Here is a 26891-nt window from a genome sequence, read left to right as displayed (position 1 = left end):
CAACTAACTCAAACAGCTCCTAAATGAAAAACCACTTCCTGAACAAAGCGCCATTTATGCTCATTGCCCTTGGTTTCTTTTTCCTCATTTCTTGTAAAAAAAGCCAGGAAACCCCAGAGGCACTCCAAAAATCCACCACGCTTTTAAAAGATTATGTCCAGGCACCGGACTCTATTTTCCGATACGAAATCGTGCACTCTGTCCCTGGAGAGCAATACGATTACCATGTCCTGAAAATGTATTCCCAGCATTGGTTGACGCCTGATATCGTTGACCAAACCGAGTGGTGGCACTGGGTATCTATGGTCGTGCCAAAGGAAACACCTTATTCTACCGGGATGCTGTGGATCGGGGGAGGAAGCACCAATTCCAAAATGCCCGAATCCCCGAACGATTTGATTTTGGCCGCTGCGACAAGTACCAATTCCGTAGTCGCGCAAATACACAATGTCCCTTTCCAACCGATCACTTTTGCCAATGATACCTTTGGTGAGCGGTATGAAGACGAAATTATTTCATACGGTTGGAGAAAGTTTCTGGAAGGCGGTGCCAAAGACGAAGATGCGATCTGGCTGGCACGATTCCCCATGACCAAGGCTGCCAAACTCGCCATGGATGCCGTGACCGAGGTGGTCCAAAAAAATTACCAAAAGCCCATTCAATCATTTATGGTAGGCGGGGCATCCAAGCGTGGCTGGACTACCTGGACTACCGCAGCGACCGATGACCGGGTGATTGCCATTGCCCCTGTGGTCATCGACTTGCTCAATCTGGTGCCTTCCTTTCAGCATCACTGGAGAAATTACGGATTTTGGGCCCCAGCTGTGGGCGATTATGTCCGGGAAGGCGTGATGAACTGGGTAGGAACACCGGAATTTGACCGAATGATGGAGATCACAGAGCCTTATGCTTTCCGCAAAGATTACGACATGCCCAAATTGATCATCAATGCGGCTGGTGATGAGTTTTTCCAGCCGGACAGTTGGAAGTTTTATTGGGACAGCCTTCCCGGAGAGAAGCACATCATGTATGTTCCCAACTCAGGTCATGATGTGGGAAAATCCGACGCACTGCCCAACTTAATCTCTTTCTACAAATCCATCCTTAATCAGGGGAAACGCCCAAGCTATGGTTGGAAAGTAGAAGGAGATCAAATCAAAATCACGTTTGACGCGGCCAATAAACCAGCTGCGATCAAACTTTGGTCAGCCTATAATCCGCTCTCAAGAGATTTCCGCATCGATGTTTTCGGGCCAAATTGGACTTCGGAGGATATCGCAGTGCCAGATACGGGAGAATTGACGGTCAACTTGATCACCCCGGAGTCGGGGTATCGGGGCTATTTTGTGGAGTTGACCTATGGTGGGGATCATCCCTTGAAAGTGACTTCGGGCATCGACATTCTCCCAAGGGCCTATCCTTACGAGCCCTTTCAACCAAGAAAAACTCAGTAACATTCGCTAAAAAACATAGGCAATGAAAGAGATAAGAAATTATTCTAAAGGAATTGCTTTTATGTACAAACCTTTGCTTTGAGAGGCGCGGGGGCTGACGCAGCAGCGGGCCAGCGTCCGGCCTTGTGCGGTAGGAGCTTTGCTGCGTCTTGACGTTTTGGTTCTTTTGGGTCAAGCCAAAAGAACAAAGAGTAAAAAACAAAAACTCAATTAAATTGAATGTGAGAGTGTAACAACTTAATGTATCTAAAAAAAAGATGAAATTAATCTCTCTTCTCCTTGCCTCAATCCTGATTCCACTGAATACCATGTCTCAAACTCCTCCCAACTACAACGAAAGTAAAGTCCCTGCGCTTCATTTGCCCGACCCTTTTGTCAGTGAAAAAGGAAAACTGATTCACACAGTTGAAGATTGGGAAAAGACACGAAGACCGGAGATTTTCCGCCTGTTTGAATCGGAAGTCTATGGACAACTTCCAAAAGATTTTGAGGCCATTTCTTTCGAGGTAGTAAAGGAAAATGCCAACCCTTTTTCCCAAATCGCAGACCTGGAAGAAGTAAACATCACCGTTGGTCGAAATGGAAAAAGCCATACGATTCGGATCAACTTTTTCCTTCCCAAACCCCAAAAAGGTCCCTTTCCGGTTATTCTCCTCATCAATTACCTTCCTAACTATCCGGATGGAAAATTAGTTGACGAGGCCTTTTGGCCAGTTCGTGAATTGATCCAACGAGGCTTGGCCACCGCTTCCTTTCATGTGGAGACCGTGGCTCCGGATGATGCCAAAACCTACCAAAACGGGATCATTTCCACCCTCTATCCTGAGCAAATCGGAAAATCGGATGGCCTAAAAGCTTTCGGCGCTTGGGGTTGGGCTGCCATGCGGGCCATGGATTACTTGGAGCAACACCCGAGGATTGATTCGAAAAAGTCGGTACTCGTCGGGCATTCCCGAACCGGAAAAACGGCCCTTTGGACCTCTGCCAATGATCCCCGCTGGGCCATTACCTATGCCAATGAATCGGGATGCGGTGGAGCCGCACTTTCCAAACGAAAATTTGGAGAAACAATAGAGGCCATCAATACGCGCTTCCCGCATTGGTTTGCCGACAATTTCCTCAAATACAACGGTAAGGAAGAAAGCCTTCCCCTTGACCAACACCTCCTCCCGGGACTAATCGCCCCGAGAGCAGTCTATTATTCCAGTGCCAGAGAAGATCGGTGGGCAGACCCGAAAGGCGAATATTTGGGAATTCAGCTGGGAAGTCGGATAGCGAGTGAGATCTATGGGAAAAAGGCTGTTTTCGAAAAAGAGTTTGAGGAGTTTGAAGGGCCTGTACATCTGGAATCGGTAGGCTACCATATCCGCGAGGGAGCGCACGACCTGACTTGGGAGGATTGGAGGATATTTTTGGAGTTTGTGGAAAAGAATTTAGATTAATGTTTTCTATTGGTAAACTTTTTATTTATTTTTATGTTCAACATTATAACCAGAAAGACACTTCTAGAATATTCATTAGTGTACCCAAATGCGCGAAATGCGTTATTTGAATGGTACCATGAATTTCAAAAATTAGAAATATCCTCTTTTAATGAGTTAAAAGAGATTTATGGAAATGCTAGTATTGTTAAAGATGACCGCGTTGTTTTCAATATCATGGGTAACAAATTTCGTTTGGTTGTGAGAATTGTTTTCGATTACAAAACAGTTCAAATCAAGTGGTTTGGAACACATCAAGAATATGATAAAATCGATGTAGCCTCTATATCATTTAAAAAATAGACATGGAACTTTCAGTAATAAAATCGGAAGAGGAGTATCAAAACCTACTCAATTGGGTTGATGAGCAATTTGATAAAAAGATACATCCCAATACCCCAGAGGGTAAAAAATTAGAGGTAGCCTTAGTTCTAATTAAAAATTATGAGGATCAATTTTACCCCATACCATTACCCGATCCTATTGAAACCATCAAACTTAGAATGAAGGAATTAGGCATCAAAAATCAAGACTTCGTTGGAAAAATTGGAAGTAAAGGATATATATCATCGGTTCTCAATAAAAGAAAACCTCTTACTCTTGAAATGGCCAAAATTTTCCATAAGGAGTTAAGAATTCCAGCGGAAGTTCTGCTTTCTTAAGATTATCAAAAAGGTGTCAAGTGCAATCCTTTTGAAGTTTGTACAGGTCACTACCAGACAGTTTTTTCAAAATCTGGGGCCATCTTTTTAAATTAATGGAATCAAATACCCCATTTCCGCTCAACCATGCACTATTTACTTATTTTAGTTATCCTCACTTCCCTTGGAGGTGAGGATTTTTTATCTGAAAAACCCCAGCCAAAAATCCTGAAATCTGGATTTATCTACGAATCGGCACCGTTTCCTTCCTGCCATGCCTCTACACTGGTCGAAACTCCAGAAGGAATTCTTGCCGCGTGGTTTGGAGGCACTTACGAAAAACACCCGGATGTAAGCATCTATACTGCCTTGTTGAAAAACGACAAGTGGTCTTCTCCAACTTTGGCCGCGGATGGAATCGAAAATCAAACCTTCAGAAATCCAACCTGGAATCCTGTCCTACATCAAAAAGAGGACGGAACCCTGATACTTTTTTACAAAGAAGGCCCAAATCCACGGGAGTGGTGGGGCTTGTATAAAACCTCCAAAGACCAAGGAAAAAGCTGGTCCAAAGAAGTCCAAATCCCTCCGGGATTTTTGGGTCCGGTCAAAAACAAAGCCGTCGTGCTGTCCGATGGCCGACTTCTTCATCCCAGTAGTTTTGAGGTCAACGGCGTATGGAATTCCCATGTGGAATTCACTGATCCCGATCTGAAAAACTGGGAAAAATCAACCATAGCAGGATCCTTCAGTGCTATCCAGCCTACTGTTCTCTTTCATCCGAAAGAAAAAATCCAGCTTCTTTTCCGAACCCGAGAAGGAGAGATCGCCACCTCTTGGTCTTCTGACCAGGGGAAAAGCTGGAGCAAAATGGAAGGTACGGGATTGATTCACAACAATTCGGGGATAGATGCAGTCACCCTCAAAAGCGGCTATCATTTACTGCTTTGCAATCCTATTCAAAAAGGCAGAAACAAGATTAGTCTTTTTGGCTCAACTGACGGTATTAGTTGGGAAGAGTTGCTGGTATTGGAGGACGAAAAAGAAGGAGAGTTCAGCTATCCGGCCATCATTGAGGCCCAAGACGGAACAGTCCACCTGACCTACACTTACCATCGGACCAAGATTAAGTACATTCATTTAACGCTGTAACCTAACCCCTATCCCAAGCCTATGAAGAACCCAGTAGAATTTCATGGAATCATACCGCCCATGATCACTCCTTTAAATGCGGATTATTCGCTGGACGTGGCACATACCATCCGGATAGTCGATCATTTGCTGGAAGGAGGAGTTCATGGAATTTTCATTTTGGGAACCACCGGAGAATCTGCGAGTTTAAGTTCAGATGTAAAAAGTGATCTGATCCGGCAAGTTTGCCGTCAGGTCAGCGGAAAAGTACCTGTATTGGTCGGGATCACGGATTGTTCGTTTGTAGAAAGCCTAGACCTGGCTGCAATCGCTGCAGAATCCGGGGCTTCGGCGCTAGTAGCAGCCCCGCCTTTTTATATGAATATCGGTCAGGAAGAGCTTACGGCGTATTACCGTCAATTGGCCGAGGCGGTAACCTTGCCGCTCTTTTTGTATAATATGCCCTCCCACACTAAGATTTTTATAGATCTGCAGACGGTAAAAGACCTCTCAAACCATCCCAATATCATCGGCATCAAAGACAGCAGTGGGGATTTGGGAAATTTTGAAGCCTTATGTTCCACATTTCGCAACCGACAAGAGTTTAGGATTTTTGTAGGTCCGGAGGAAATTCTAACCCAAACCCTGGAAATGGGTGGGCATGGTGGAGTGACCGGAGGAGCCAATCTTTTCCCCGAACTCTATGTCCAAGCTTTTGAAACTTTTCAGACCGGTGAAAGAAGCCGGCTCAAAGAGCTGCAAGACACGATCCTCTTCCTGAGTAAAAATCTTTATGAAAATCAAACTTACAAATCCTGCTATCTCAAGGGACTAAAGGCAGCCTTGGCATTCGAGGGACTGTGCAGAGGAATTTTGGCTCCACCCCTTTCTGCTTACAATGAAGAAGAAAAGAAAGCCTTGCATGAAAAGTACCTTCGTGTAAAAGAAAAAGTATCTTCGACAGTTACTCTTTAAATTCAGCCCGAAGTCACATCTTTTCAAGTTCCCAAAATGCCGATTCTCGACTTATCCATCTTCCTGGTGTACATGCTCGCCATTGTAGGATTTGGGGTTTCTTTTTCGTTCAGAAAACGAAGTGCTTCCGACTTTACCACAGGAGGTGGACGGCTTCCTTCCTGGGCGATTGGCATGTCCATTTTTGCCACGTTTGTGAGTAGCATCAGCTTTCTGGCTTTACCGGGAAATGCCTATGGAGGCAATTGGAACGGGTTTGTATTCAGTCTTTCTATCCCGCTTGCGGCTTGGATAGCTGTGAAATTTTTTGTGCCACTATACCGGAGGCTCCAAAGCGAATCCGCATATTTTTACCTCGAACAGCGATTTGGAGCTTGGGCGAGAATCTATGCATCCCTATGCTACCTCCTTACCCAACTGGCCAGAATGGGAGCAATCATGTACCTCCTGGCCTTACCGATGAACGCGCTCCTAGGCTGGAGTATTCCGATGATTATTGTAATTACCGGGATCAGCGTCGTAGTCTATTCCATGTTTGGGGGCATCGAAGCGGTTGTTTGGACTGATGCTGTGCAGGGAATCATCCTGATTGGAGGCGCCTTGGCTTGCTTGGGAGTGATCTTTCTCAATATTCCCGGAGGACCAAGCGAGCTCATCCGCATCGCTCAGGAGTCGGACAAATTCAGCTTGGGCAGTTTCAACCTGGATTTTACCACCTCTACCTTTTGGATGATTTTGGTATATGGTCTCTTTATCAACCTGCAGAATTTCGGGATTGACCAAAGCTACGTGCAGCGCTACCTGACCGCCCGAACAGAGCAGGAAGCCAAAAAATCCACCTGGTTGGGAAGCTTGCTTTATCTGCCCGTATCCTTTGTCTTTTTCTTTATTGGTACAGCTCTTTTTGCCTTTTACCAAGCCCAGCCGGACCTGCTTCCGGAAGGCATCGCACCGGACAAGGTTTTTCCTCATTTCATCGTCCACCAACTCCCGGTAGGTGTCACCGGATTGTTGATCGCATCCATTTTTGCCGCAGGCATGAGTACCGTATCCACCAGTATCAATAGTTCTGCTACAGTCATTCTTTCCGATCATTTCAAAAAGTACATCCACCCCAATCCTTCCGAAAAGCTTTCGCTTCGGGTGCTTCGGCTTACCTCCCTAGGGATGGGCTTGGCGAGTATTCTGGTCGGCTTGGCTTTCAATGGCGTAACCAGTGCTTTGGATGCCTGGTGGGCACTCTCCTCGATTTTCAGCGGAGGAATTTTGGGATTATTTCTCTTGGGCTTGTTGTCCAAAGCCCAAAAACCACAGGCTGTCTTGGGAGTGATATTGGGCGTGTTGGTCATCGCTTGGATGAGCTTGTCCAGCATCTTAGTCAAAAACGGCATGGACGCTTCCCTTGCCAATCCCCTTCACACCAATATGACGATTGTGATCGGCACAGCGGTGGTGTTTTTGGTGGGATTTGGGTTTGGGAGCTTGGTGAAGGGGAAGTAGGCTGGGGAAATTACTTTTTTTGCATCTCACAGAATAAGCACAAAAACTTTTGCGTCTCATATTTTCCATTTCATCTGTTTATAATTTGATTTTTAATGGCCAGATGGAATGCCCCGGATAATCATTCCCCTGTGTGAGAAGCATTTTCTCATGGGCATTTCATGAGACACAAACAAATTAGCGTATCATGGATGAGACACAAACTTTATAAAAGACATGACCGAATCCGCCCTAATATCAAAAGTCTGGAATTTTGCCAATGTACTCCGGGATTGCTTCTCCCAGAATAAGCAAAAAACTTTTGTGTCTCATATTTTCCATTTCATGAGACACAAAAGATTTAGCATCTCATGGATGAAACGCAAATCTTAAAATCTCCCACTCTTCACCCCACCACCCTACTCTCCAAAAAAGGCAACCACTCCTCCGCCTGACGCTCCGCGTACTCGGCCAGAAAATAAGACAAGGAAGGTTTGAAGGGTTCGCTGCGGAGAATCATACCTGCCTGCTCGGGGGTTTTGTCTCCTTTGCTGACATTACATCGGTTGCAGGCGGTGACGAGATTGGTCCAGGAGGTTTTGCCGCCTTTGGAGCGGGGTACCACGTGGTCGATGGTCAGGTGACGCCGGCTACCACAGTACTGACATTCTCCTTTATCCCTTCGGAAAAGGTTGGCTCGATTGAGCAAGACTCCTTTGAAGGGAATGTTTTTGTATTGGGAAAGGCGAATAACCGCGGGATACTGAAAACTCCGGGAAACGGTTCGGATTTCCAACAGGTCGTAGGTGGAGAGGACGTTGGCTTTCTCCAATAGGACCAAGACAATAGCCTTCTGAACCGGCACCACGGCAACCGGCGAATGATCCAAGTTTAAAACCAACACCCGCTTTTCCATACTAAAAACCTACAATAGACCGAAAATCCAAAACGACCTGTTCACCGGAATTGTTTCTCAAAAAGTCCTCCCACTCATCCACATCAGAGATCTTCATCCGATGATCCATCCAGAGGATTTCTTCGGCCCCCAGGTAAAGACCATAATGGGTTATTTGTTTGTCCAGATCCCTAAAAACAAACAAATCCCCCGATTGAACTTCTTCTGGAGTAACACTTTTTCCGGGTATTTTTCCCGAAACCCAAGAATACCCTCCTATGAAAAAAATCAGGGAAAAGGCATGCGCCTCGTCCAAACCGAAGATGCTCCGGCCTCCCGCCTGAAAAGGGGCATGAAGGTAGCGAATTCCGATTTCGGTGATTTCTTCTCTTGAGGCTTTGGAGGCGTGGGGTCGAAATGTGCCTGCAAAACCGATATGATCCTGCCAGTTGAACAGTTCAAGTTCGGAAAAATGGAGTCGGCTACCGGGAAGTAAATACAGATTAGCACCCAAGTACTCAATCGCTGCAATCGGGCTGGTGATGATCTGAAAATCCTGATTGAGAAACTTCTGGTATTCTTCTGCAGTGATTTCTTTGATCAGCTTGGCCCATACCCATCCTCCTATCCCGGTATCCTCATGATACACCCGAAACCATTGCCTGTCTGAAGTCAACCCGTTGATTTGGTAACATTCCCCGAAAAGCAATTGCGTAACCAAGGCAGAATCAAAAGTCGGCTGGTGATAAACCGGAAGGACTGTCTGCCGACAAATCCCATACGCATCAATCAAAGGCCATTCGCTGGAGCTCCCTTTTTGCATCTTTTTCCTTTAGGTCCTGTCGTTTATCATGGATTTTTTTTCCTCTCGCCAGGGCAATTTCCAATTTGGCTTTGCCTCGGTCATTGATAAATATACGAACCGGAATGATTGCAAGCCCCTTTTCCTGGGACTTAGTTTGGAGCTTCTCCAACTCTTTTTTGTTGAGTAGCAATTTTCGGTCTCTTACTGCTTCATGATTGTAGCTGGAAGCCATGCTGTAGGGAGAGATATGCATTTGCCTTATAAAAAGCTCCCCTTCATAAAATACACAATACGCCTCAGTCAGGGATACTTTTGCCTCGCGGATCGACTTGATCTCGGTACCTTTGAGCATCAGGCCAGCCACATAGGTGTCAATGAACTCAAACTCAAAGCTTGCTTTCTTATTTTTTATGTTGACAACCTTTTCGAAGCGGTTAGACTTAGTAGACATATCAGAATTTCATTTTGGCCAAAGGAGTCACGTCCATTCCGACGAATTCACCCTTGAGATACTTGTAGTGTGCCGCCATAGCAATCATGGCCGCATTGTCAGTGCAGTATTCGAATTTGGGGATATAGAGGTTCCAGCCTTTTCGGCGGGCCAACTCTGTCAAAGTAGCTCTCAAACCTGAGTTGGCAGAAACACCACCGGCAATCGCGATTTCCCTGACCCCGTATTGCTTTACTGCATCTTTCAGCTTGATGAGCAGCATCTCGATCAGCGTGTATTGGATGCTTGCGCAAAGGTCGGGCAGATTTTCCCCGATAAAGTTCGGATTTTCCTGAAGCTGGTCACGAAGAAAGTAAAGCACGGCTGTTTTGATCCCCGAGAAAGAATAATTCAATCCCGGCATCCGGGTGACAGGAAATGCAAATGCTTTTGGATTTCCTTCTTTGGCGTATTGATCCACCAAGGGCCCGCCGGGATAAGGCAAACCGAGTAGCTTGGCGGTCTTGTCAAAAGCTTCCCCCACAGCATCGTCCTGAGTCTCTCCGATCACTTCCATATCCAAATAATCTCTGACCAAAACCAATTGGGTATGACCTCCACTGACCGTAAGGCAGATGAAAGGAAAGCTCGGCTTGGGATCTTCGATAAAATGGGCCAGTACATGGGCCTGCATGTGGTTGACATCGATTAGGGGAATATCCAAAGCCCTTGCAAATGCCTTGGCAAAACTCACTCCGACGAGCAGCGAACCCATCAGGCCAGGACCTCGGGTAAAGGCCACGGCAGTAAGTTGCTCCTTGGAAATACCGGAAGTAGAAATGGCCTCGTGGATGACGGGAATCAGGTTTTCCTGATGGGCACGGGAGGCTAATTCGGGAACTACCCCTCCATATTTTTCGTGTACCGATTGTGTGGCCACAATATTATTGAGTACTTTGCCATTTACTATAATGGAGGCAGAAGTCTCGTCACACGAGGATTCAATTGCTAGTATAGAAATATCGTTTGTACCCATTGGAAAAGAAGGCGAAAGTTACGGATTTTTTGCACAAAGCTTTCCGAGTGATTCTTTGGGTGATTTTTTCTTCCCTTTTGCTTTTGATCGGACTGGCCTTATCCCTGCAGATTACCGGAGTGCAAAATTGGGCAGTGGACAAAGTAGCTGGATACCTAAACGAGCGAACCACTTTCCATACCGAAATCGGAAAAATCCAAATCTCTTGGTGGGATGCCTTGTCTGCTGAAGGGATCAGGATATACGATCACAGAGACAGCCTGATGCTGGCAGCTGATCGGCTCCAAGTGGATTTTGCCATTCTTTCGCTGATTTCTTCGACCGATCCCAAACTTGACGTAGTCCGGTTGGAAAAAGGAGATCTCAACCTAATCACCCATCAGGGAGACTCCATGATCAATATCAACCGATGGATAGGAGAGCTTTCTGATGTATTTGGTTCCTCCACACCCAGTACCCGGGAAAGCCGGTTTTTTATCTCTACGCTCGAACTCCGCCAATCTGAATTTTCAATCAGTGATTTGAACGCAACCCCGGTGGAAGAAGGGTTTGACTACACCAGGATAGATTTCAAAGAAATCACTGCAAATGCAGAAAAATTCAGTTTCATCGGTTCCACTTTAGAATTGGACATCAAGCTCCTTACCGGGGTAGAAACCAACTCAGGACTGAATATCCAAGAATTGAAAACCCAGCTGACCTACCATCCGAAGTTTTTGGAACTGGATCAGCTAAGTCTAAAATCAGAAAAAAGCCATATCAAAAACTACCTTAGAATGGATCTGACAGGACCTCGAGGGTATGCGGATTTTCTCCATCAGGTCAAGCTTACCGCACGAATGGAGGAGACCAAACTACATGTGTCTGATCTGAGACTTTTTGCACCCACTTTGCCCGAAATCGACGATGACATCTACCTCAGCGGGGAAGTGACCGGTTACATTTCTGATATGAAATCGGATGAATTTTTGATCCGGGTTGGAAAAAGAACGGCCCTTTTTGGTTCATTTTTGATTGATGGACTTCCTGATATTGAGCAAACCTATCTCAATTTTTCACTCAAAAATTCGGTCATTGCTGCCAGTGACCTCGCTCCCTATCTTTCACCCCAAATCCAAAAAGAAATCAACAAGTTCAATATCATCCGTTTGGACGCGGACTTTGCGGGACTTCCGACCAGATTTACCACCACAGGAGATTTTCGAACAGGAATCGGAAATATCAGCGGCAGGGTAAATTATGATTTAGTCAAAGACATACCTTCTATCGTTTCCAGGGTGAAAATCCAGAATTTGGATCTGGGAATATTGGCAGAGGATCGGGAGTTGCTGCAAAAGGTATCCCTGGAAGGCAATGTGAATTTCAAAGGATCATCCCTGGAAACCGCCTTGATTGATCTCAACGCCAAAATATCCCAGCTCGGGATCAATCAATATAATTTCACCAATATCCAGACTGATGCCACCTATGGACTTAATCTTTTTAGAGGCAATCTATCCGTCGATGATCCAAATCTCAAAACCCAGGTAAAAGGATATCTGAATCTGGAAGAATCTGTGGATTCGGTCAGACTCGTAGTTGACCTGGACACGCTTTTCCTGGACCGGATCAAGGTCATGGAGACGCCTGCCTTTGTCAGTGGCAAATTGGATATCGACACCAAAGGAATCACCCTAGACGGAATCCAGGGAATCGCGAGATTTACAGATATAAAGGTAGGTTACGAGGATCGCTTCCTGGATGTGGGAAATTTCTTTTTCCAATCCCTCTTTGCAGGAGGCACCCGTACGCTCTCGCTCAACTCAGACTACCTGGTGGTAGCTGCCTCAGGTCAGTTTAACCTGGAACAAATGGGAAGAGATCTGGGAATCTTGGGCAAGCAATACCTGGCCATCATCCTCAATGAGGAACAACCTTTGGCTGATCTGACAGAAAATTTCTCGGAAACTTACAGCCTGGATCTCAATATCCGGATGCCCAATATCAATCCCCTGATTCAGCTGTTTCAACCGGATCTCCGCATCTCCAAAAACAACATCTTGGAAGGGGCATTTTACCAAACCAAGGAAAATACCGTCTTCAACTTTTTCACTTCAATAGATACGATCAGCTACCAGGGAAATACAGCCTTTGGCACCAACATAGACTTCAACACTTCCAAAATCATCAACAGCGAAGATATTTTGGCTTCCTTTTACATCTATTCGAAAGAGCAAAAAGTAGGAGAAAATCTGGGCTTCAAAAACTTAGGACTGGAAGCGATTTGGGACCAAACCAACTTGGATCTTTTGCTGAGTTTGGACCAAGATTCGACCCAAAGTAAGGCAAGGATTGCCGCAGAAACCAAATTTACCTCAGGAGGGACCTTTTTGAAATTCAAACCTTCGCTCCTGCGTGTGCTCAATCGTGAATGGCAATTTGATCCAGAAAACCAGATTTCGCTCTCCCAAGGTGAAGTAACCATCCAAAAACTCAGAATCCAAAATGAAAACCAATCCTTGGGAATCGACGGAAAAATCAGTGATCGGCCGGAGGAAACCCTAGATCTCCTCCTGAATGAAGTGAGTATGGACCTCCTGAATACGGTAACACCTTACAACTTTGGAGGAACTGCCGACGGTTCTTTCCAATTGAACAACCTCCTGGCCGAACCAAGAATACAGGGCAATCTGTCCATCGAGAATTTGGAAATCAACAGTTTCCCGATTGGAGATATTGGGGCAAGAGCAACTTTGGATGAAAACAATCTGGTATTGAAAGTCGAAAACTTTCTCAACGATCAAAAACGGATAGATATCGACGGAATCATTGGGCTCGACTATCAAAATCTGGATCTGGAAGCCAGAATGACTCAGGCCAACCTGGTGATTTTCGAGCCTTTTCTTTCCAAGTACATTTCCAATCTCGGGGGCACAGTCAGCGGAAACCTTCAAATACGAGGCACTACAGCTACTCCTGAGGTCTTGGGAAGCGGAAGAATAGACCAGGGCAAAATACGGATCAACTACCTCAATACTTCCTATCAGATGGATGGAAGCATCCTTTTTAGACCTACCCAAATCAGTTTTCAGGATTTGGTGTTCAGGGATATCAACGGCAACCGGGCCACCTTTACCGGAGGGGTCAATCACCGGGGATTTGACGACATCTTCCTGGACATCAATTCCAGACTGACCAATTTTCAGGTAATGAACACCACCGTAAGGGACAATGAAGTCTTTTACGGCTCGGCATTCGCTACAGGAACCCTGACTGTGAAAGGAAGTACCCGAAACCTCGATGTGGTTGCCCGTGCTACTACTCAGCCCAATACCCGAATTTTTATTCCCCTTACGAGCTCCAATGAACAATACCAGGAGGATTTTATCCAAATCATCAACGTCCAAGACACGGTAAGAATTAAAGCGCTTGCCGAGGAGGTCAACCGTCTGGAAATTGAAAATGTCCGGATGAATTTTATTCTCGACATCACTCCGGATGCTTTTGCAGAGATCATCATCGATCCAAAAACAGAGGAAAGTATTCAGGGGAGAGGACGTGGCGTGCTCAACATGAATATCGATACCCAAGGGAACTTCTCCCTGACCGGCAACTATGAAATTGTGGAAGGAAAATATAATTTCTCCCTCTACAATGTGGTCAAGCGGGAGTTTACGGTGAGACCGGGAGGAAGAATTACCTGGTTTGGTGACCCCTATACCGGTATCATGAACCTCAAGGCGGTCTACGAAGAAAGCGTATCTCTCCAACCGCTAATCAACACAGCCAACGCAGCCCAGGAAAACAGTCAGATGCGCCGGCGTTTCCCTGTCAAAGTTCTGATGGATCTTCAGGGCGAGCTTCTCTCTCCGACCTTTAATTTCAGCTTTGACTTTTCCGAATTCCCCTCAAGCGGTGATGTACAGACTACGATTTCCGCTTTCCAAAACCGGGTTGCGGCAGACGAACAGGAGATGAACCGCCAGGTATTTTCGGTGATCATGACCAAGCAGTTTTCACCGGAAGGACAATTTTCGGGTGTTTCTACCCTCTCTTCCAGCCTCGGCAACCTGCTTTCTTCCCAGCTCAACAGCTTTATCGGGCAGGTCGATAAAAACCTTGAAGTGAATATTGATCTCGCCAGTCTGGACCAAAATACCCTTGAAAATTTCCAACTCAGTGTCGCCTACACCTTTTTGGATGGAAGGCTGAGAGTCTCCCGTGACGGAGGGTTTACGGATAATCGGGGCAATGCCAGTGCAGCCTCCATCATCGGCGATTGGCAAGCTGAATACATGATCACCGAGGATGGGGTATATCGATTACGAATCTTCAACCGAAACAACTTCAACACCTTCACTTCGCTGTCTCTTACCCAAAATGTATTGTCTTACGGTGCTTCCCTGACTCAAAATGTATCTTTCAATTCATTTTCAGAACTATTCAAAAAACTAACCGGCAATCGCACCCAAAAGCTTATTATACAGGATTCGGATGATTTTTTGAGAAACGATTACAACGATCAAGAAAATTGGACACCCATAGACTTGGATAGTCTTCCTCCCCGAAAGGAAGAGCATGAGCTGATCCGAATAGAAAAAGTCCCTCCAAAGGAAGAAAATTAAAACAATTTCCCTTTTCCTGACTTTCTCCAAAAAAGAAGCAGATGAAGAAAATTACCCTGTGCTGGTTTCGTAGAGATCTAAGAACAGATGACCATACCGCCCTCTTTTACGCCCTCCAGCAAGAAAAAGAGGTCCTTCCCCTTTTCATTTTTGACAAGAACATACTTGAACACCTAGAGGAAAAGGCCGATGCCCGTGTCCAGTTTATCCACCGCAAAATCAACGAACTCAAGTCCTTTTTTGAGCAAAAAGGCAGCTCCTTATTGATCAAATACGGCAGGCCGGAGGAAGTGTATGCGGATCTGCTTTCCGAATTTGATATTCAGGGGGTGTATACCAACCGGGACTATGAACCCTACGCCAAGGAAAGGGATGAGAAAATTGAAGCGATGCTTAAGACAAAAAACATTTCTTTGCTCAGCTTCAAAGACCAGGTCATCTTCGAGCCGGGCGAAATTCTGAATGGCTCGGGGGAATTTTACAAAGTCTTCACTCCCTTCAGTAAAAACTGGCTGGAAAAATTCAAACAGACCAAAATCCACCCTCTTTCTGAACCGAACTGGAAAAATCTGGTAAGCACCCAACCCCTTCCCGGTATCTCTTTGGGAGAAATGGGATTCCAACCTTCGCCTATCGAAATCCCTTCGGCCGTAGCCGATCAGGACATCATCCGACACTACGATGAGACGCGAAACTTCCCAGCCCAAAAAGGAACTACCCGACTCGGGATCCACCTCAGATTCGGGACTATTTCGGTAAGAAAACTCGCCCAAGTCGCCTCCCAACTCAATGACACCTATCTTAATGAACTCATTTGGCGGGAGTTTTACATGATGATCCTTGCCTACAATCCTCAGGTGGTGGACAAAGCCTTCAAGCCGGCCTACGACCGTATTCCCTGGAGAAATAACGTGCAGGAATATAAAGCCTGGTGTGAAGGAAAAACCGGCTTTCCAATCGTCGATGCCGGCATGCGTGAGCTCAACGCCACCGGCTACATGCACAATCGGGTACGAATGATCGTCGCCTCCTTTCTCACCAAGCACCTATTGATCGACTGGAGATGGGGGGAAGCCTATTTCGCCAAAAAGCTGTTGGACTTTGAATTGGCCTCCAATAATGGGGGCTGGCAATGGGCTGCAGGCACCGGCACGGATGCTCAGCCCTATTTTCGGGTATTCAATCCCGACTCCCAAACCGAAAAATTTGACAAGGATCTCCGATACATTAAAAAATGGATTCCAGAATTAGGAACAAATTCCTACCCAAAGCCGATTGTAGATCATAAATTTGCCCGGACAAGAGCAATTGAGACCTACAAAAAAGCATTGGAGCAATGAACATCGGAGACAGAGTACGATTACTGCATGGGAAAGAAGAGGGAATCGTCAAAAAAGTATCCTCCGGAGGCAGAATTGAAGTAGAGATCGAAGATGGATTTATTATTCCTGCTTTGAAATCTGAAGTGGTCCTCATTGCCGAAGCCGAAAAAAGCTACTTCGGCGCAGCGCCTGATTCCCAGAAGGAATCCGAATCCCCGCATCCTATCTCAGCGCCAAAAGATCAGGGACTTTATTTGGCTTTTCTGCCGATCAATGACCAAAGCCTGAGTCTCTACCTCATCAATGACAGCCATCAGCCTTACTTGGTCCATACCTCAGAAGTATTTGGGGGGAATCATCGAACCCTTTTTGCCGGGACGCTAAATGGCGGAGAGCACCGGAAATTCGACGATCGACTAATCAAAGACATGGACGAATGGCCGGCTTTTTTGCTTCGTTTCATCCCCATTCAAAACAAACTGGAAAAAGCAATTCCTCCTTTTGAGCGCCAACTGAAGATGAAACCCACGCAGTTTTTCAAGCACCTGAGCAAAGCTCCGATCCTTGGAAAAAATGTGTATCTCTTCGCCATGGAGCGTACCACCAAGGACTTGGACATCAGAAGCCTAAACGCTGAGCTGAACCAAATACAGCCAATTCCCGAAGCGCCTCGTCCGGTCAAGCCTGCCCGTTCGGTCGATCTTCATATTGAAACGCTCCATCCTTCACCTGATCAATTGAGTAATTCCGAAAAAATGCGTATTCAGCTGGAAGCATTTGAGAAAAACCTCAATCAGGCGATTCTTTCGGGAATGGATGAAATCACCTTTATCCACGGGCTTGGAAACGGAGTTTTAAGAAAAGAAATCCACAAGCGATTGAGTCAATTGGGAAATATTAAGTACTTTCAGGACACCCAGAAGGACCAGTGGGGATATGGTGCCACACTGGTGAGAATTTCCTAAACTATGCAGGTCAAAACTTCTCCTGTTTTTCAGATTTTCTTACAGCAGCACCAAGAGGCGAAAGCTCTATTTTTGGACCTGGGAAAGGAAATCAAATCCAAAAAAGCCATTGAACTGCTCGGGCATCTGGAATTTCTGGAACTCTACTCCGACTTACTTTCCAAAATTCACTTTGAAAACGAATACCTTGGGCAGTCAATGTTTTCTTCTTTTAAGAAGTTAAAGAAGTCCCTCAGAAAAATCCAGCATCTCAAATTGGTCGAGAAAAGCCTCAAATTAAGAGAAACTGAATCAGGTCAAAAATTTGAAAGTTTTCGGACCTACCTGTCTTCTCAAAAGCGAATCATGCAAAAAGAGGCCTTTGACTTGATGGTTGGAAGCTCGCTCAAGGCTTGGGATGATTTTTTGGAAAGAGCCCATCAAGCCAGTAAAGGAATCAAGCCGCTGATGATCAGCACCGCAATCCATCAACTGGTGCAGGAGGAACTGGAGCTGGCCACCAATGATGTCAAAACCCCGATGAGTACCCAGAGTTTTAGGGATTTGTTCGAAAGCTTCAAAAAAGTCATCATGCTGGAAAATATCCTACTTCACCTGGGATTTAATTCCATTTTTATCCCTCAAATCCATCAGGAAATCCAACTCGTCAAAAATGGGCTTAAGCCTTGGTATTCCAACCACCTGACTTTCCAGACCATGACTCATTTTCTTTCCGAAAAAGAAGATATTCCCAAAAAATACTTGGATTGGGTGAAAGAACTGAAAGAGGAAAAAAAGAAAATGTCCACTGATATTGAGAAGCAGGCCTTTGAACTGGTGAAAAAGGTGATTTCCTAGTTAAAGATTTAAACTTCAAAACTAATTCCTCTTCGATCCGTGTAGTCGACTAACCCTTTACTGCATCGAATGAATTTCCGCTCCATTTTCCTCCTTTTTCCCGTCTTAGTTATTTTTCTTTTCGGCTGCCAAACCGGGGAAGACCCCTTGTCAAAAGGTGACTTTATTTCATTTAGGTCAGCAGGAAAAGCCTACCTGTTTCAGGAAATCGAAAACACTTCTTGGAACAAATACTTCCGAGGGGAAAGACAAGATCAAATCGGCATTGCCTTTCAAAATCAGGATCAGTCCTTTTTGGCCGGAATCAACATCATTGATTCGTTTATCTGGAGGGAAGCGCTCCCGATGGAAGTATCCGGGCCGATCACCCATCCGATGACCCCGATAGGAGATTTTCAACTCAGGGATCTGAAAAACCAGGTTCCCGTAACCTACGGACCAGAGGATGATGTGAATTTTGTGGGCACTACAACTGCTGATCAAATACAATTTACCCTTGAGAAATACGAAGGTGAAATTTTGGAAGGCCGCTTTTCAGGGACGCTTTACACCCGGACCGGCAGAAGTATGAAAATAGAATCCGGAAAATTCCGGGTCAGGATTCCGGCGGTAGTCAATGAATAGGTCTGCAAAATCAGGACATGAAAAAGCCCTCCATTCAGAGGGCTTTATTTTTAGATTTTAGCCAATGCTTGGGCAATATCATTTTTGAGATCTTCGGCATCCTCCACCCCGACACTCAGTCGGATCAGGGAATCCACCAATCCCACTTTTTCCCGCTCCTCTTTTGGGATCGAGGCATGAGTCATGGTGGCTGGATGTCCGCAGAGTGACTCTACCCCTCCAAGGGATTCTGCAAGAGAAAACAAGTGCATGTTTTCCATCACGGTTTTGGCATCTTCCAACTGATTTCCTACCAAAGTGAAGGAGATCATCCCTCCAAAATCCCGCATCTGACTTTTGGCGATTTCATGGTTAGGATGGTCTTCAAATCCCGGCCAATACACTTTTTCCACCTTGGGGTGATTCTTCAGGTAGGCCGCAATGGTCTTTCCATTTTGACAGTGGCGCTCCATTCTCAGATGGAGGGTTTTGATACCGCGAAGGACCAAAAAGCAGTCCTGAGGCCCAGGAGTAGCCCCACAGGCATTTTGAAGAAATACCAGTCTGGAAGCCAGTTCGTCATCATTGACCACCAAGGCGCCCATCACCACATCGGAGTGCCCTCCGAGGTATTTGGTCACAGAATGCATGACGATATCCGCTCCAAAATCCAGCGGATTCTGCAAAAACGGAGAAGCAAACGTATTGTCTACCGCAAGCAGCAGCCCGTGTTTCTTTGAGAAAGCGGCCATTGCTTTCAGGTCAATGATATTCATCATCGGATTGGTAGGAGTTTCTACCCAGACCATTTTGGTGTGCTCGTTGACGTATGCGGAAAGTTTTTCCGGATCATTCATCGGCACAAAATGGAATTTGATCCCGTATCGCTCAAAAACCTTGGTAAACAGGCGGTAGGTTCCTCCATATAAATCGCTGGTAGAAATAATCTCATCTCCAGGATTGAATAGCTTCACCACCGCATCAATGGCCCCCAATCCGGATGAAAAACAAATGCCATGCTTTCCGTTTTCCAAAGCAGCAATACTGTTTTGCAGGGCTGTCCGGGTAGGGTTATGGGTTCGGCTGTATTCATACCCGAGGTGGTCTCCCGGAGACTTTTGTACGTAGGTTGATGTTTGGAAAATCGGAGTCATAATTGCCCCGGTCGAAGGATCGGGACTTACTCCTGCATGGATGGCTTTGGTACCAAATTTCATGAATCAGTTGGTTAAATATATGGGTAGGAAGTTAAATCGAAAACTGGCAAAGGAACTTAGGGGTAATTCCGATCCCAGGTGCTAAACTTGCCTGCGATTAATCCCAAAAGGACCCAAAGATGACAAAAAAGGGCAGTATTTTCAAAATTTTAGTCGAGTACTTCAAGGCACATCCGGTGGCTGTAATCGGTTGGATCTGGGTAGGAATAATTCCCCTGTTGGGTTCTTTTTGCTTGGTTTCGGAGTACGCTTTAGTGGAAACAATTCCCCTCCAGCGTTTCATGGATCATGCCCTATTGACTATTGCGCTTTCCTGTATCTTGGGCTTGGCTTTACTCCCCACTACCTTGACGGCTTTGGCTTGTGGATTCTTTTGGGGTTGGACAGCATTTCCGGATTTGCTGATTGCCTATATCCTTGCCAACGGGATAGGATATGCCTTGGGAAAAATGCTAAACGCAGACTTCCTGGCACTGGTCTATGCCAGAAATCCGGAATTAGAAAAGGAACTTCAGTCCAGAATCGAGCGACCGTCGGGGTTGGTTTTCTTCATTCGGATCAGTCCTGTGATCCCCTTTGCTATTTCCAATTTCCTTTTTGCAAGTCTGAAGATCCCTTTTCTGAGCATAATTCGGTATGGTGTTCCGGGCATGCTCCCCCGAACTTTTCTTGCATTTGCCACCGGTATGGTAGCCAACAGCTTTTTGGGCGCAAAGGAATCTCTCAATCATCCGGTACAGTGGATTATTTTGATATTTCTGCTGATTCTGAGTGTGGCAGGAATATATCACAGTTGGAAGAAAACAAAACCCTAGCGCAACAGGTACATTTTCCCGTATCCTTTGGTAAATCCTCTGTCTCCGGCAGTGGGACGATGCTCCATGAATTGCCCGTTTTTCCTGACCAACACCCGGTAGATATACACTCCATTCGCTAACTGATCACCAAATTCATCTCTTCCATCCCAGGCATATTCGGTGAGATTATTTCCGATTCGAATGGGGCCCAGTTCAGACTGTAGGATTTCCCTTACTACTCTTCCGGTCACAGTCATGATTTGAATCTTGATTTCATCCGGGACCTCCGAACCTGTAACTGTGAAAACAAATCTCACAGACGTACTAAAGGGATTGGGGTAGGGATAAAAATTGGTAATCTGAGATTCATTGACCACCTCAAAAGTAATTTCATAAGGTTGCTGAGATCCTTCATTGGTAATCCTGAGGGTGTAAATACCATCTTCGAGCGGACCGGGAATAAAAGAGACCCGGAAGTTGTTTCCATCACTGGCAGGAGACCAAGAGACATTGGGATTGGAGAAATTGATCTTGGCAAACTGACACCCCTCACAGTTTTTCTTCAAGAAAATCTCCATACCTACGGTGTCCTTTTTGTAGAGCAAGGTTTGATCATTGATGAGTTGGGCCACTACCATCACATTGGGAGACACCAGATCTCCATCCATGATATAAATTCCGTCAAAATTAACATCCAGCAAGGAGGTAGAATTATCTCCTTCGACCACAAAGGTGGGTCCAAGGTCGATCCGATTATTTCGATAGGTTTGTTCAAGAAGGATCTGAGGATTGGCATACACTTCCAGATGCGTCTCACCGGCTCGACCAATGGTATTAAAGTCCACCGAGAAATCCACTGATTGCCCGGCTCGAACCGGTGCTATTTTTCGGGAGAAATTTTCAGTCTTTTGGGTAGGCACATGAAACATTTTCCAATCCACCCTCACCGAATCTGAAAAATCATAAATGGAGGCATTTTTAAAGGAAAAATCAACCCGACCTGTTTGGCCTTCCCGCAATTGTTGGGGCTGTGCTGCGCTCTTTTGAAGCAACACGCCTTCAGGAACTCCTTCATAATTCACCTGCCAACGATTCAATTGGGATGGGGCGGTCGAATTGGGGTCATTCATGCTGTATCTCAGCCTGAGGTAGGGATAGCTGACCGGGTCCACAAATGAAAGATCCAGCTCACTCTCCAGCCTATTAGCCGCCAATAGCTGCTCTTCCCCTTCCGAAGTGACACCGATGATATCAAAATAGGTAAAGTCCTCCTCATTGATCCACGAGCGTGGATTGACCTTCTGGAAAAAGCGCTCCCAGGAAGAGGCAGGACCGATTCTCGGGGTGATGATGACGCCATTGGTGAGATATCCTTCCAAATCCGATTCAAAACTGAGGGTCTGCTGTCTGGCCGGAGCTTGGAAATTTGGATTACCCACGATTTCAATAGCCTCACCTGCTCGCATCCCTTTTCGCCCATACAAGATGTAGGGATCCCCAGTTTGCAAAGCTCTGAGTGTTGCCTCATTGGCACCAAACTCCCGTAAGCTTTGGTATGCCCGATCGGGCCAAGAGTCAAACGTCACATTTCCCACCGAGAAAATCACCACATAATCTCCCTCCTTCACTCCCCTGACATAGTCTTGTAGGGTGTTGTTTCCAGGCGTGGTGATCCAGGCATTTTGAATACTTTGGATCATTTGAGGAAGTCGACCACAAGATCTGGAATCCAAAATATCAAATCCGGGAACCGGAATAGCCAAATAAGGTATGAGAGTCTTTTGATCTATGGCCACCAATCCCAAAGACCCGTTTGGACAAAGTCTACTGTTGGCATTGTTGACATTGTCAATAATTTGAGGCACCTGATTGAGGTAAAACTGAGTGTTGCGAAAGCTGAGGGAGTCTACTCCTGCACCTACTGTAAACACCTCAATACCAATTTTTTGCCGGATATATTTCCAGGATTTATCCAATTCAAGGTTTTCTGCCTGAGATTGCTTGAGCTGGTCCTCCACGCGCTGAGTCCATCCATTGGAAGTATTGGGGATAAAAGAAAAGCTGCTACTCGTCCAATTGTCAGACTCCCCGGGTAAGGGGTCCTGGTATTTGGACCTCCAGAAATAGGTAGTGGAATCATTTCCGGGCAGGAGTGTGACCGGCCACTCTACCAAGCCGGAGGTCGTCATTCTGACTTCCTTCCTAAATGCCGAATTGAACCTGCTCGTAGTATCCATTTGGAGAATCAAGGTTCGGTTTTCGGCCACTTTTCCGGGAGCTTGGGCAAGTAGTTTCAATTCTTTTTCCCTGACGATTCCAAAATCAACCGGGAACAAATTGATCGTCCCACTCAAAGCAATAAAAGCGGAAAAATTCACCGAATTATTGGCAAAAGTCATCTCCTTGACGACTCGGTCAGGATTCACCGTCAGGGTAAACACATTTTCCCCTGCTGCCTCTACCTGAAAGTTGGGAATCGAAAACGCTAAGGTATCCAACCTGGAAATGGCAGAAATCTGAACCGGATCAAAACTGATCATGGTTCCATCCGGAAGCCTGCGTTCAATCTTATATTTCACAGGCTCTGTATCAGTAATACCGAGGTTTCGGATGACAAAAGAAAGCTTGAGACTGTCAGAAATGGCCGTAAGTGGGCTTCCATCGAAGGTTTCCAGTTTAACCTCGCTTTCCCGGATACTGTAATCGGGTTTGTTGGCAGGAAAAATTTTGGCAGCCGGGTCGCCCAGCATCACCATTTGCTCCATGTGGGAATAATTCAAAGGACTTATTCCATAAGAATTCACAAAAAATTCCTCAGCCCTTCTTTTCACCTCCCCGACAGTCTGATAGATGCTCGAACTATCCGCAAAAGCGAAATGGTAAAACGCATCCGAATACCTTCTGAGAATCACATCCACTCCGATCGAGGTATTTGCCATAATATTGGAGGCTCCTTTCTGAGGCGTGATCACCCAGTCCTCTCCCTGAGTATAAGTCGTCCCAAAGGCACTTCCATAATCACACCCGTTGAAAAGCATCACAGGGTATTTTCCACGATTGGCATATCCCAGCGTAGGATCCGATGCAAAACCGATCTCAATATCAATGACAGTCGGTGAACCATGTCCGAAGAAGGTCAACAAGGACTTTCCGTCATTCAGATCCCCGGAAATATCGATTGTCTCTACCACGGAATTGGAGCGCTTCCGGTAAGTCGTGACCTTGCCTCCCAGGTAAGGCCCTTCTGCGATGGTTTTGAACCCATTCAAGAAATTAAAGTACCGTTCCAGCTCGAATTCGGAAACCCCACCACCCAGATGAATAATCTCTTTTTGCCAAGGTTCAGAAGCCCCGACCAGATCTTTTTCAATCGCTTTTTCCAGGTAATCCGATAGCTGTTGGGAGTTTTTGGCGGGGATCCTACCCACCGCCATGGCAGGAATCAAGGGCTTTTGAGGATCTAATTCCAGCACATACACATTGTCAGAAAAGGGATAACCTCCCACGGGAACTAAATCCTGAAAATCGAAGGCTTGCGGAGCATTGCGATAGTACACATTGAGGTTGCCCAATCTGCCTTGGGAATACACGGCTAGGGACCTTGCCGCCAACAGCAAATGGGAAGGACGATGAACCGGCCAGTACGCTCTTAAAAATTCATATAAGGCAACAGGTGATTTTTCTCCATATCCATACTGATCATAGAGCTCATCCATCTTCACGACCAAGGTATCATATCCTCCACCGGCAGGGGAAGCCCTATGGGCTGCATAACTTTTAAGCGGATTTTGATGGGTTTTACTCGGCTTCTCCAATTCTTTATGGCCAACTAGTATAAAATCCGACTTTTGGGCCAAATAATTCCGGAATTTGACAGGAATGAGCTTTTGAACAGGGGTAACCGTCTTTTCCTGCTGAATCCAAATTTTGCTCGCCCGATCGGTTACTCCTGCCTGAAAACTCATCGTGGTTCCCGATTTCTCAATCGTGACTCTTTGAGCCGAATAGATATCCTGAACATCATATCCCACATACATTTCCTGGGCGAGGTTAATGACCGCTCGCTGATTTCCCTGAAGAAACATCATCGTTTTGGCTCCAAAATCCCCCTGCTCTATCGGTTTTCTAAACTTGATCTTGGCGTACGCAATAGAAATATTGTCTGTAGCTTGAGCACCTTGAGGATTGACCCGGATTACAATTGAACCATTGGGATTGAAATCAGACATCTGAAGAGGGATGCTCAGCTGGGGATACTCAAAGCTGTTGAAATTGGAGGTGGACAGTACCCGCTGGGTAGTGGCGATAGGACCGGCGCTGATTACTGCCGAATGCGGATTTTCCGACCGACCGACCAGCCCGATTTCCAGGGTCGCTGTACCTGCATTGAGCAAGGCGCCCAAATTAGAAAACACCACATCTCTGGGGCTTCCTTTGGTAATGATTGTGCCCATCCAACCTTGTCCTAAATCATAAGAGGATTTTCGGAATCCCAGGGTATAGGCTACTCCCAGAGAGTATTGATCTGAAAATACCTGAAGCTGTTCCGTCTCATAGTTGGAAATCGTCGGCGTGGTGATCGGGGGCGTTGCACGGACTTGCATCCTTTTTCCTTGAACTCCCGGTGTGACCGTCAGGAAAAATGCGGTCGTATCTGTATAGGTATTGAAATAGGGGTTGGGGATTTTATCAAACCCCAGGTAAAGCTTTTTATCCAACTCCGCATCATTCCTGATGCCGTAAAAATCGATAAAATCCGTAGGGTCAAGTTTGCCGTCATTTTCTCCAGACACATGAATCGCAACTTCTTTTCCCCGATGAAATACACGGATATTGCGGGGATCGGTATTTTGGAGATTGATCCCTGAGGACGAAAGTGCTTCTGGAGAAATCCGATAAATACCGTCTTTGGCCGTTGGAATCTTATAATAGGTCAACCCGTAATCATACCATATAGGATCTTGCGCCTGAATCTGAATCCAAGAGGCAAAAAACAACCCTATAGCCAATGCCAATTTCATCCTGCTCATCTTTCCCAGCCTTTAAATTTTCTGAAATCAGGACCCAACTTTTCCAAACTCACTTTGATACTAAATATGTGCGAATAAGGGCTTTCGGACACATCCCCCAAATCAGCCAACGCATAATCGATCTGGAACCTATCGCTGATCACGATACCCAAACCTGCGCTGGGCAGGAAATTGAGCGATTCAGAACCATCAAAATCTTTGATATACTGAAAGTTACTCATGCCAGCTCTGACATAGGCCAATTTTTTAAATCCCAATTCCAGCCCAAAGCGAGGATCAATGCTCAACACCTCAGTGGAGACCAAGGTATTGCGGGGTCCGTCAAAGGTGGTTTCCAAATCCACAGCAGTAACCATGGTGAACTGAGAGCCAATTTTCCAATCATACGCAAGGCCTGCAATTGCCCTGGGCAAGGTGAGCTCTACCGTATTGACCGGGATTTCATTGTTAGTTTGAGCATAGATATCTCTGACTTGATCGGCGTCATGGGTCCAGGCATTGTAGGTGGTGGTGATGTCCCTCAGCGTCAATCCAAAAGTGAGCTGCTTGCTCCGGTAAATCCCTCCCAAATCAAGCCCAAATCCCCAAGCCTGAGCAAACTTGCCCACATTTCGATGAATTATCTTGGCATTCGCTCCAAGTTTGATTTTGTCAGATACCTCTCGGGCAAAGCTGAGTAATAGTGCATAATCAGCGGCATTGAAAAATTGGATATTGTTGTAGTTGAGTGCTCCATTGGCATCATACAAAAACCGGGTGTCCGGGATGTCATCCACACCAAAACGGATAAGCGAAACCGCCACTTGGTTTTGGTTTCCGACAGGGGTAGTAAATCCTAAGTAATCATATTGGGCGATCCCTGCAAAGTATTCGGCATGCATCAGGGAAAACTCATACTTATGCTGTATGGAGGTTAAAGCTGCCGGATTCCAATAGGAAGCGGTCACATCACGGACAGAACCCACTTGAGTTCCTCCCATACCTAAAGCCCTTGCCCCAACTCCAATATTCAGGAATTCATTGGAATACTTGGGAGTCAGGCTCTGCGAAAAAACGGAAGAGACCGAAAGGTTAGTAAGGACTAAAAGGAATAAAACGAATAAAAATCTCACATTCATTGATTTCACTTCTACAAATTAATTCAAAATCAAAAACACCCTACGATTTAGTCCGAATTTAACCTTACTAA

General features: G+C 45.8%; 20 protein-coding genes. 13 read left to right on the top strand and 7 right to left on the bottom strand.

What is annotated here, in order from left to right; translation table 11 throughout:
* Positions 1-23: 23 nt before the first annotated feature.
* The 7 genes from CLV31_RS16870 to CLV31_RS16840 all read left to right on the top strand — a co-directional run bounded on the left by CLV31_RS16870 (position 24) and on the right by CLV31_RS16840 (position 7182).
* Complete coding sequence (locus CLV31_RS16870; protein ID WP_111394194.1) at positions 24-1454, top strand: PhoPQ-activated pathogenicity-related family protein; 1431 nt, start codon at positions 24-26, stop codon at positions 1452-1454.
* Between the two features lie 257 nt (positions 1455-1711).
* Positions 1712-2896, top strand: coding sequence for a glucuronyl esterase domain-containing protein (locus CLV31_RS16865; RefSeq protein ID WP_111394192.1), 1185 nt, complete (start codon positions 1712-1714; stop codon positions 2894-2896).
* A 33-nt stretch (positions 2897-2929) separates the two neighbouring features.
* Entirely contained in the window at positions 2930-3238 is a 309-nt protein-coding gene (locus tag CLV31_RS16860; RefSeq protein WP_111394191.1) for a type II toxin-antitoxin system HigB family toxin, read from the top strand.
* Between the two features lie 2 nt (positions 3239-3240).
* A complete protein-coding gene (locus tag CLV31_RS16855) occupies positions 3241-3597 on the top strand; it encodes a helix-turn-helix domain-containing protein (RefSeq protein WP_111394189.1) in 357 nt (118 codons plus the stop codon).
* A gap of 126 nt (positions 3598-3723) precedes the next feature.
* Positions 3724-4728, top strand: coding sequence for a sialidase family protein (locus CLV31_RS16850; RefSeq protein WP_111394187.1), 1005 nt, complete (start codon positions 3724-3726; stop codon positions 4726-4728).
* Positions 4729-4749: 21 nt separating this feature from the next.
* The gene (locus CLV31_RS16845; protein ID WP_111394186.1) at positions 4750-5682 is read left to right on the top strand and encodes a dihydrodipicolinate synthase family protein; all 933 of its coding nucleotides are present in this window, start codon (positions 4750-4752) and stop codon (positions 5680-5682) included.
* Positions 5683-5718: 36 nt separating this feature from the next.
* Complete coding sequence (locus tag CLV31_RS16840; protein ID WP_111394184.1) at positions 5719-7182, top strand: sodium:solute symporter; 1464 nt, start codon at positions 5719-5721, stop codon at positions 7180-7182.
* Positions 7183-7567: 385 nt separating this feature from the next.
* On the opposite strand, the gene CLV31_RS16835 is transcribed toward CLV31_RS16840, so the two are convergent.
* From CLV31_RS16835 to tsaD, 4 genes are read right to left on the bottom strand one after another with little or no spacing between them, the layout of a single operon-like run.
* Complete coding sequence (locus tag CLV31_RS16835; RefSeq protein WP_111394182.1) at positions 7568-8077, bottom strand: HNH endonuclease; 510 nt, start codon at positions 8075-8077, stop codon at positions 7568-7570.
* Position 8078: 1 nt separating this feature from the next.
* Positions 8079-8879, bottom strand: coding sequence for an NlpC/P60 family protein (locus CLV31_RS16830; protein ID WP_111394180.1), 801 nt, complete (start codon positions 8877-8879; stop codon positions 8079-8081).
* The gene (gene smpB / locus CLV31_RS16825; RefSeq protein WP_111394178.1) at positions 8842-9312 is read right to left on the bottom strand and encodes an SsrA-binding protein; all 471 of its coding nucleotides are present in this window, start codon (positions 9310-9312) and stop codon (positions 8842-8844) included. Before smpB ends, CLV31_RS16830 begins: the two co-directional genes overlap by 38 nt.
* A gap of 1 nt (position 9313) precedes the next feature.
* Entirely contained in the window at positions 9314-10327 is a 1014-nt protein-coding gene (gene tsaD, locus CLV31_RS16820; RefSeq protein ID WP_111394176.1) for a tRNA (adenosine(37)-N6)-threonylcarbamoyltransferase complex transferase subunit TsaD, read from the bottom strand.
* Positions 10328-10356: 29 nt separating this feature from the next.
* Between tsaD and CLV31_RS16815 the strand changes: the two genes are divergently transcribed.
* From CLV31_RS16815 to CLV31_RS16795, 5 genes are all read left to right on the top strand, one after another.
* Positions 10357-14931 carry a translocation/assembly module TamB domain-containing protein gene (locus tag CLV31_RS16815; protein ID WP_245943428.1) on the top strand — a complete coding sequence of 1525 codons (4575 nt, stop codon included), beginning with the start codon at positions 10357-10359 and terminating at the stop codon, positions 14929-14931.
* Between the two features lie 41 nt (positions 14932-14972).
* Entirely contained in the window at positions 14973-16271 is a 1299-nt protein-coding gene (locus tag CLV31_RS16810) for a cryptochrome/photolyase family protein (RefSeq protein ID WP_111394174.1), read from the top strand.
* Positions 16268-17218 carry a Smr/MutS family protein gene (locus CLV31_RS16805; protein ID WP_111394172.1) on the top strand — a complete coding sequence of 317 codons (951 nt, stop codon included), beginning with the start codon at positions 16268-16270 and terminating at the stop codon, positions 17216-17218. Before CLV31_RS16810 ends, CLV31_RS16805 begins: the two co-directional genes overlap by 4 nt.
* A gap of 3 nt (positions 17219-17221) precedes the next feature.
* A complete protein-coding gene (locus CLV31_RS16800; protein ID WP_111394170.1) occupies positions 17222-18055 on the top strand; it encodes a hypothetical protein in 834 nt (277 codons plus the stop codon).
* A gap of 69 nt (positions 18056-18124) precedes the next feature.
* Positions 18125-18679: a hypothetical protein gene (locus tag CLV31_RS16795; protein WP_111394168.1), complete on the top strand. Its 555-nt coding sequence runs from the start codon at positions 18125-18127 to the stop codon at positions 18677-18679.
* 50 nt (positions 18680-18729) lie between these two features.
* On the opposite strand, the gene CLV31_RS16790 is transcribed toward CLV31_RS16795, so the two are convergent.
* Positions 18730-19875 (bottom strand): cystathionine gamma-synthase, encoded by a 1146-nt coding sequence (locus CLV31_RS16790; RefSeq protein ID WP_111394166.1) that lies wholly within the window; start codon positions 19873-19875, stop codon positions 18730-18732.
* Between the two features lie 119 nt (positions 19876-19994).
* Between CLV31_RS16790 and CLV31_RS16785 the strand changes: the two genes are divergently transcribed.
* Positions 19995-20690, top strand: a complete 696-nt coding sequence (locus tag CLV31_RS16785; RefSeq protein ID WP_111394164.1) for a VTT domain-containing protein — start codon at positions 19995-19997, stop codon at positions 20688-20690.
* Here CLV31_RS16785 and porU2 read toward each other — a convergent pair.
* Together porU2 and CLV31_RS16775 are read right to left on the bottom strand one after the other, a co-directional pair.
* Positions 20687-25702, bottom strand: a complete 5016-nt coding sequence (gene porU2, locus CLV31_RS16780) for a putative type IX secretion system sortase PorU2 (protein WP_111394162.1) — start codon at positions 25700-25702, stop codon at positions 20687-20689. The two genes, CLV31_RS16785 and porU2, sit on opposite strands and share 4 nt — an antisense overlap.
* Entirely contained in the window at positions 25699-26820 is a 1122-nt protein-coding gene (locus CLV31_RS16775) for a putative type IX sorting system protein PorV2 (protein WP_146250917.1), read from the bottom strand. Before CLV31_RS16775 ends, porU2 begins: the two co-directional genes overlap by 4 nt.
* Positions 26821-26891 lie beyond the last annotated feature (71 nt).

Origin of the sequence: Algoriphagus aquaeductus (assembly GCF_003253485.1) — a bacterium.
GTDB lineage: Bacteria > Bacteroidota > Bacteroidia > Cytophagales > Cyclobacteriaceae > Algoriphagus > Algoriphagus aquaeductus.
This window is presented reverse-complemented; position numbering and strand designations above follow the sequence as displayed.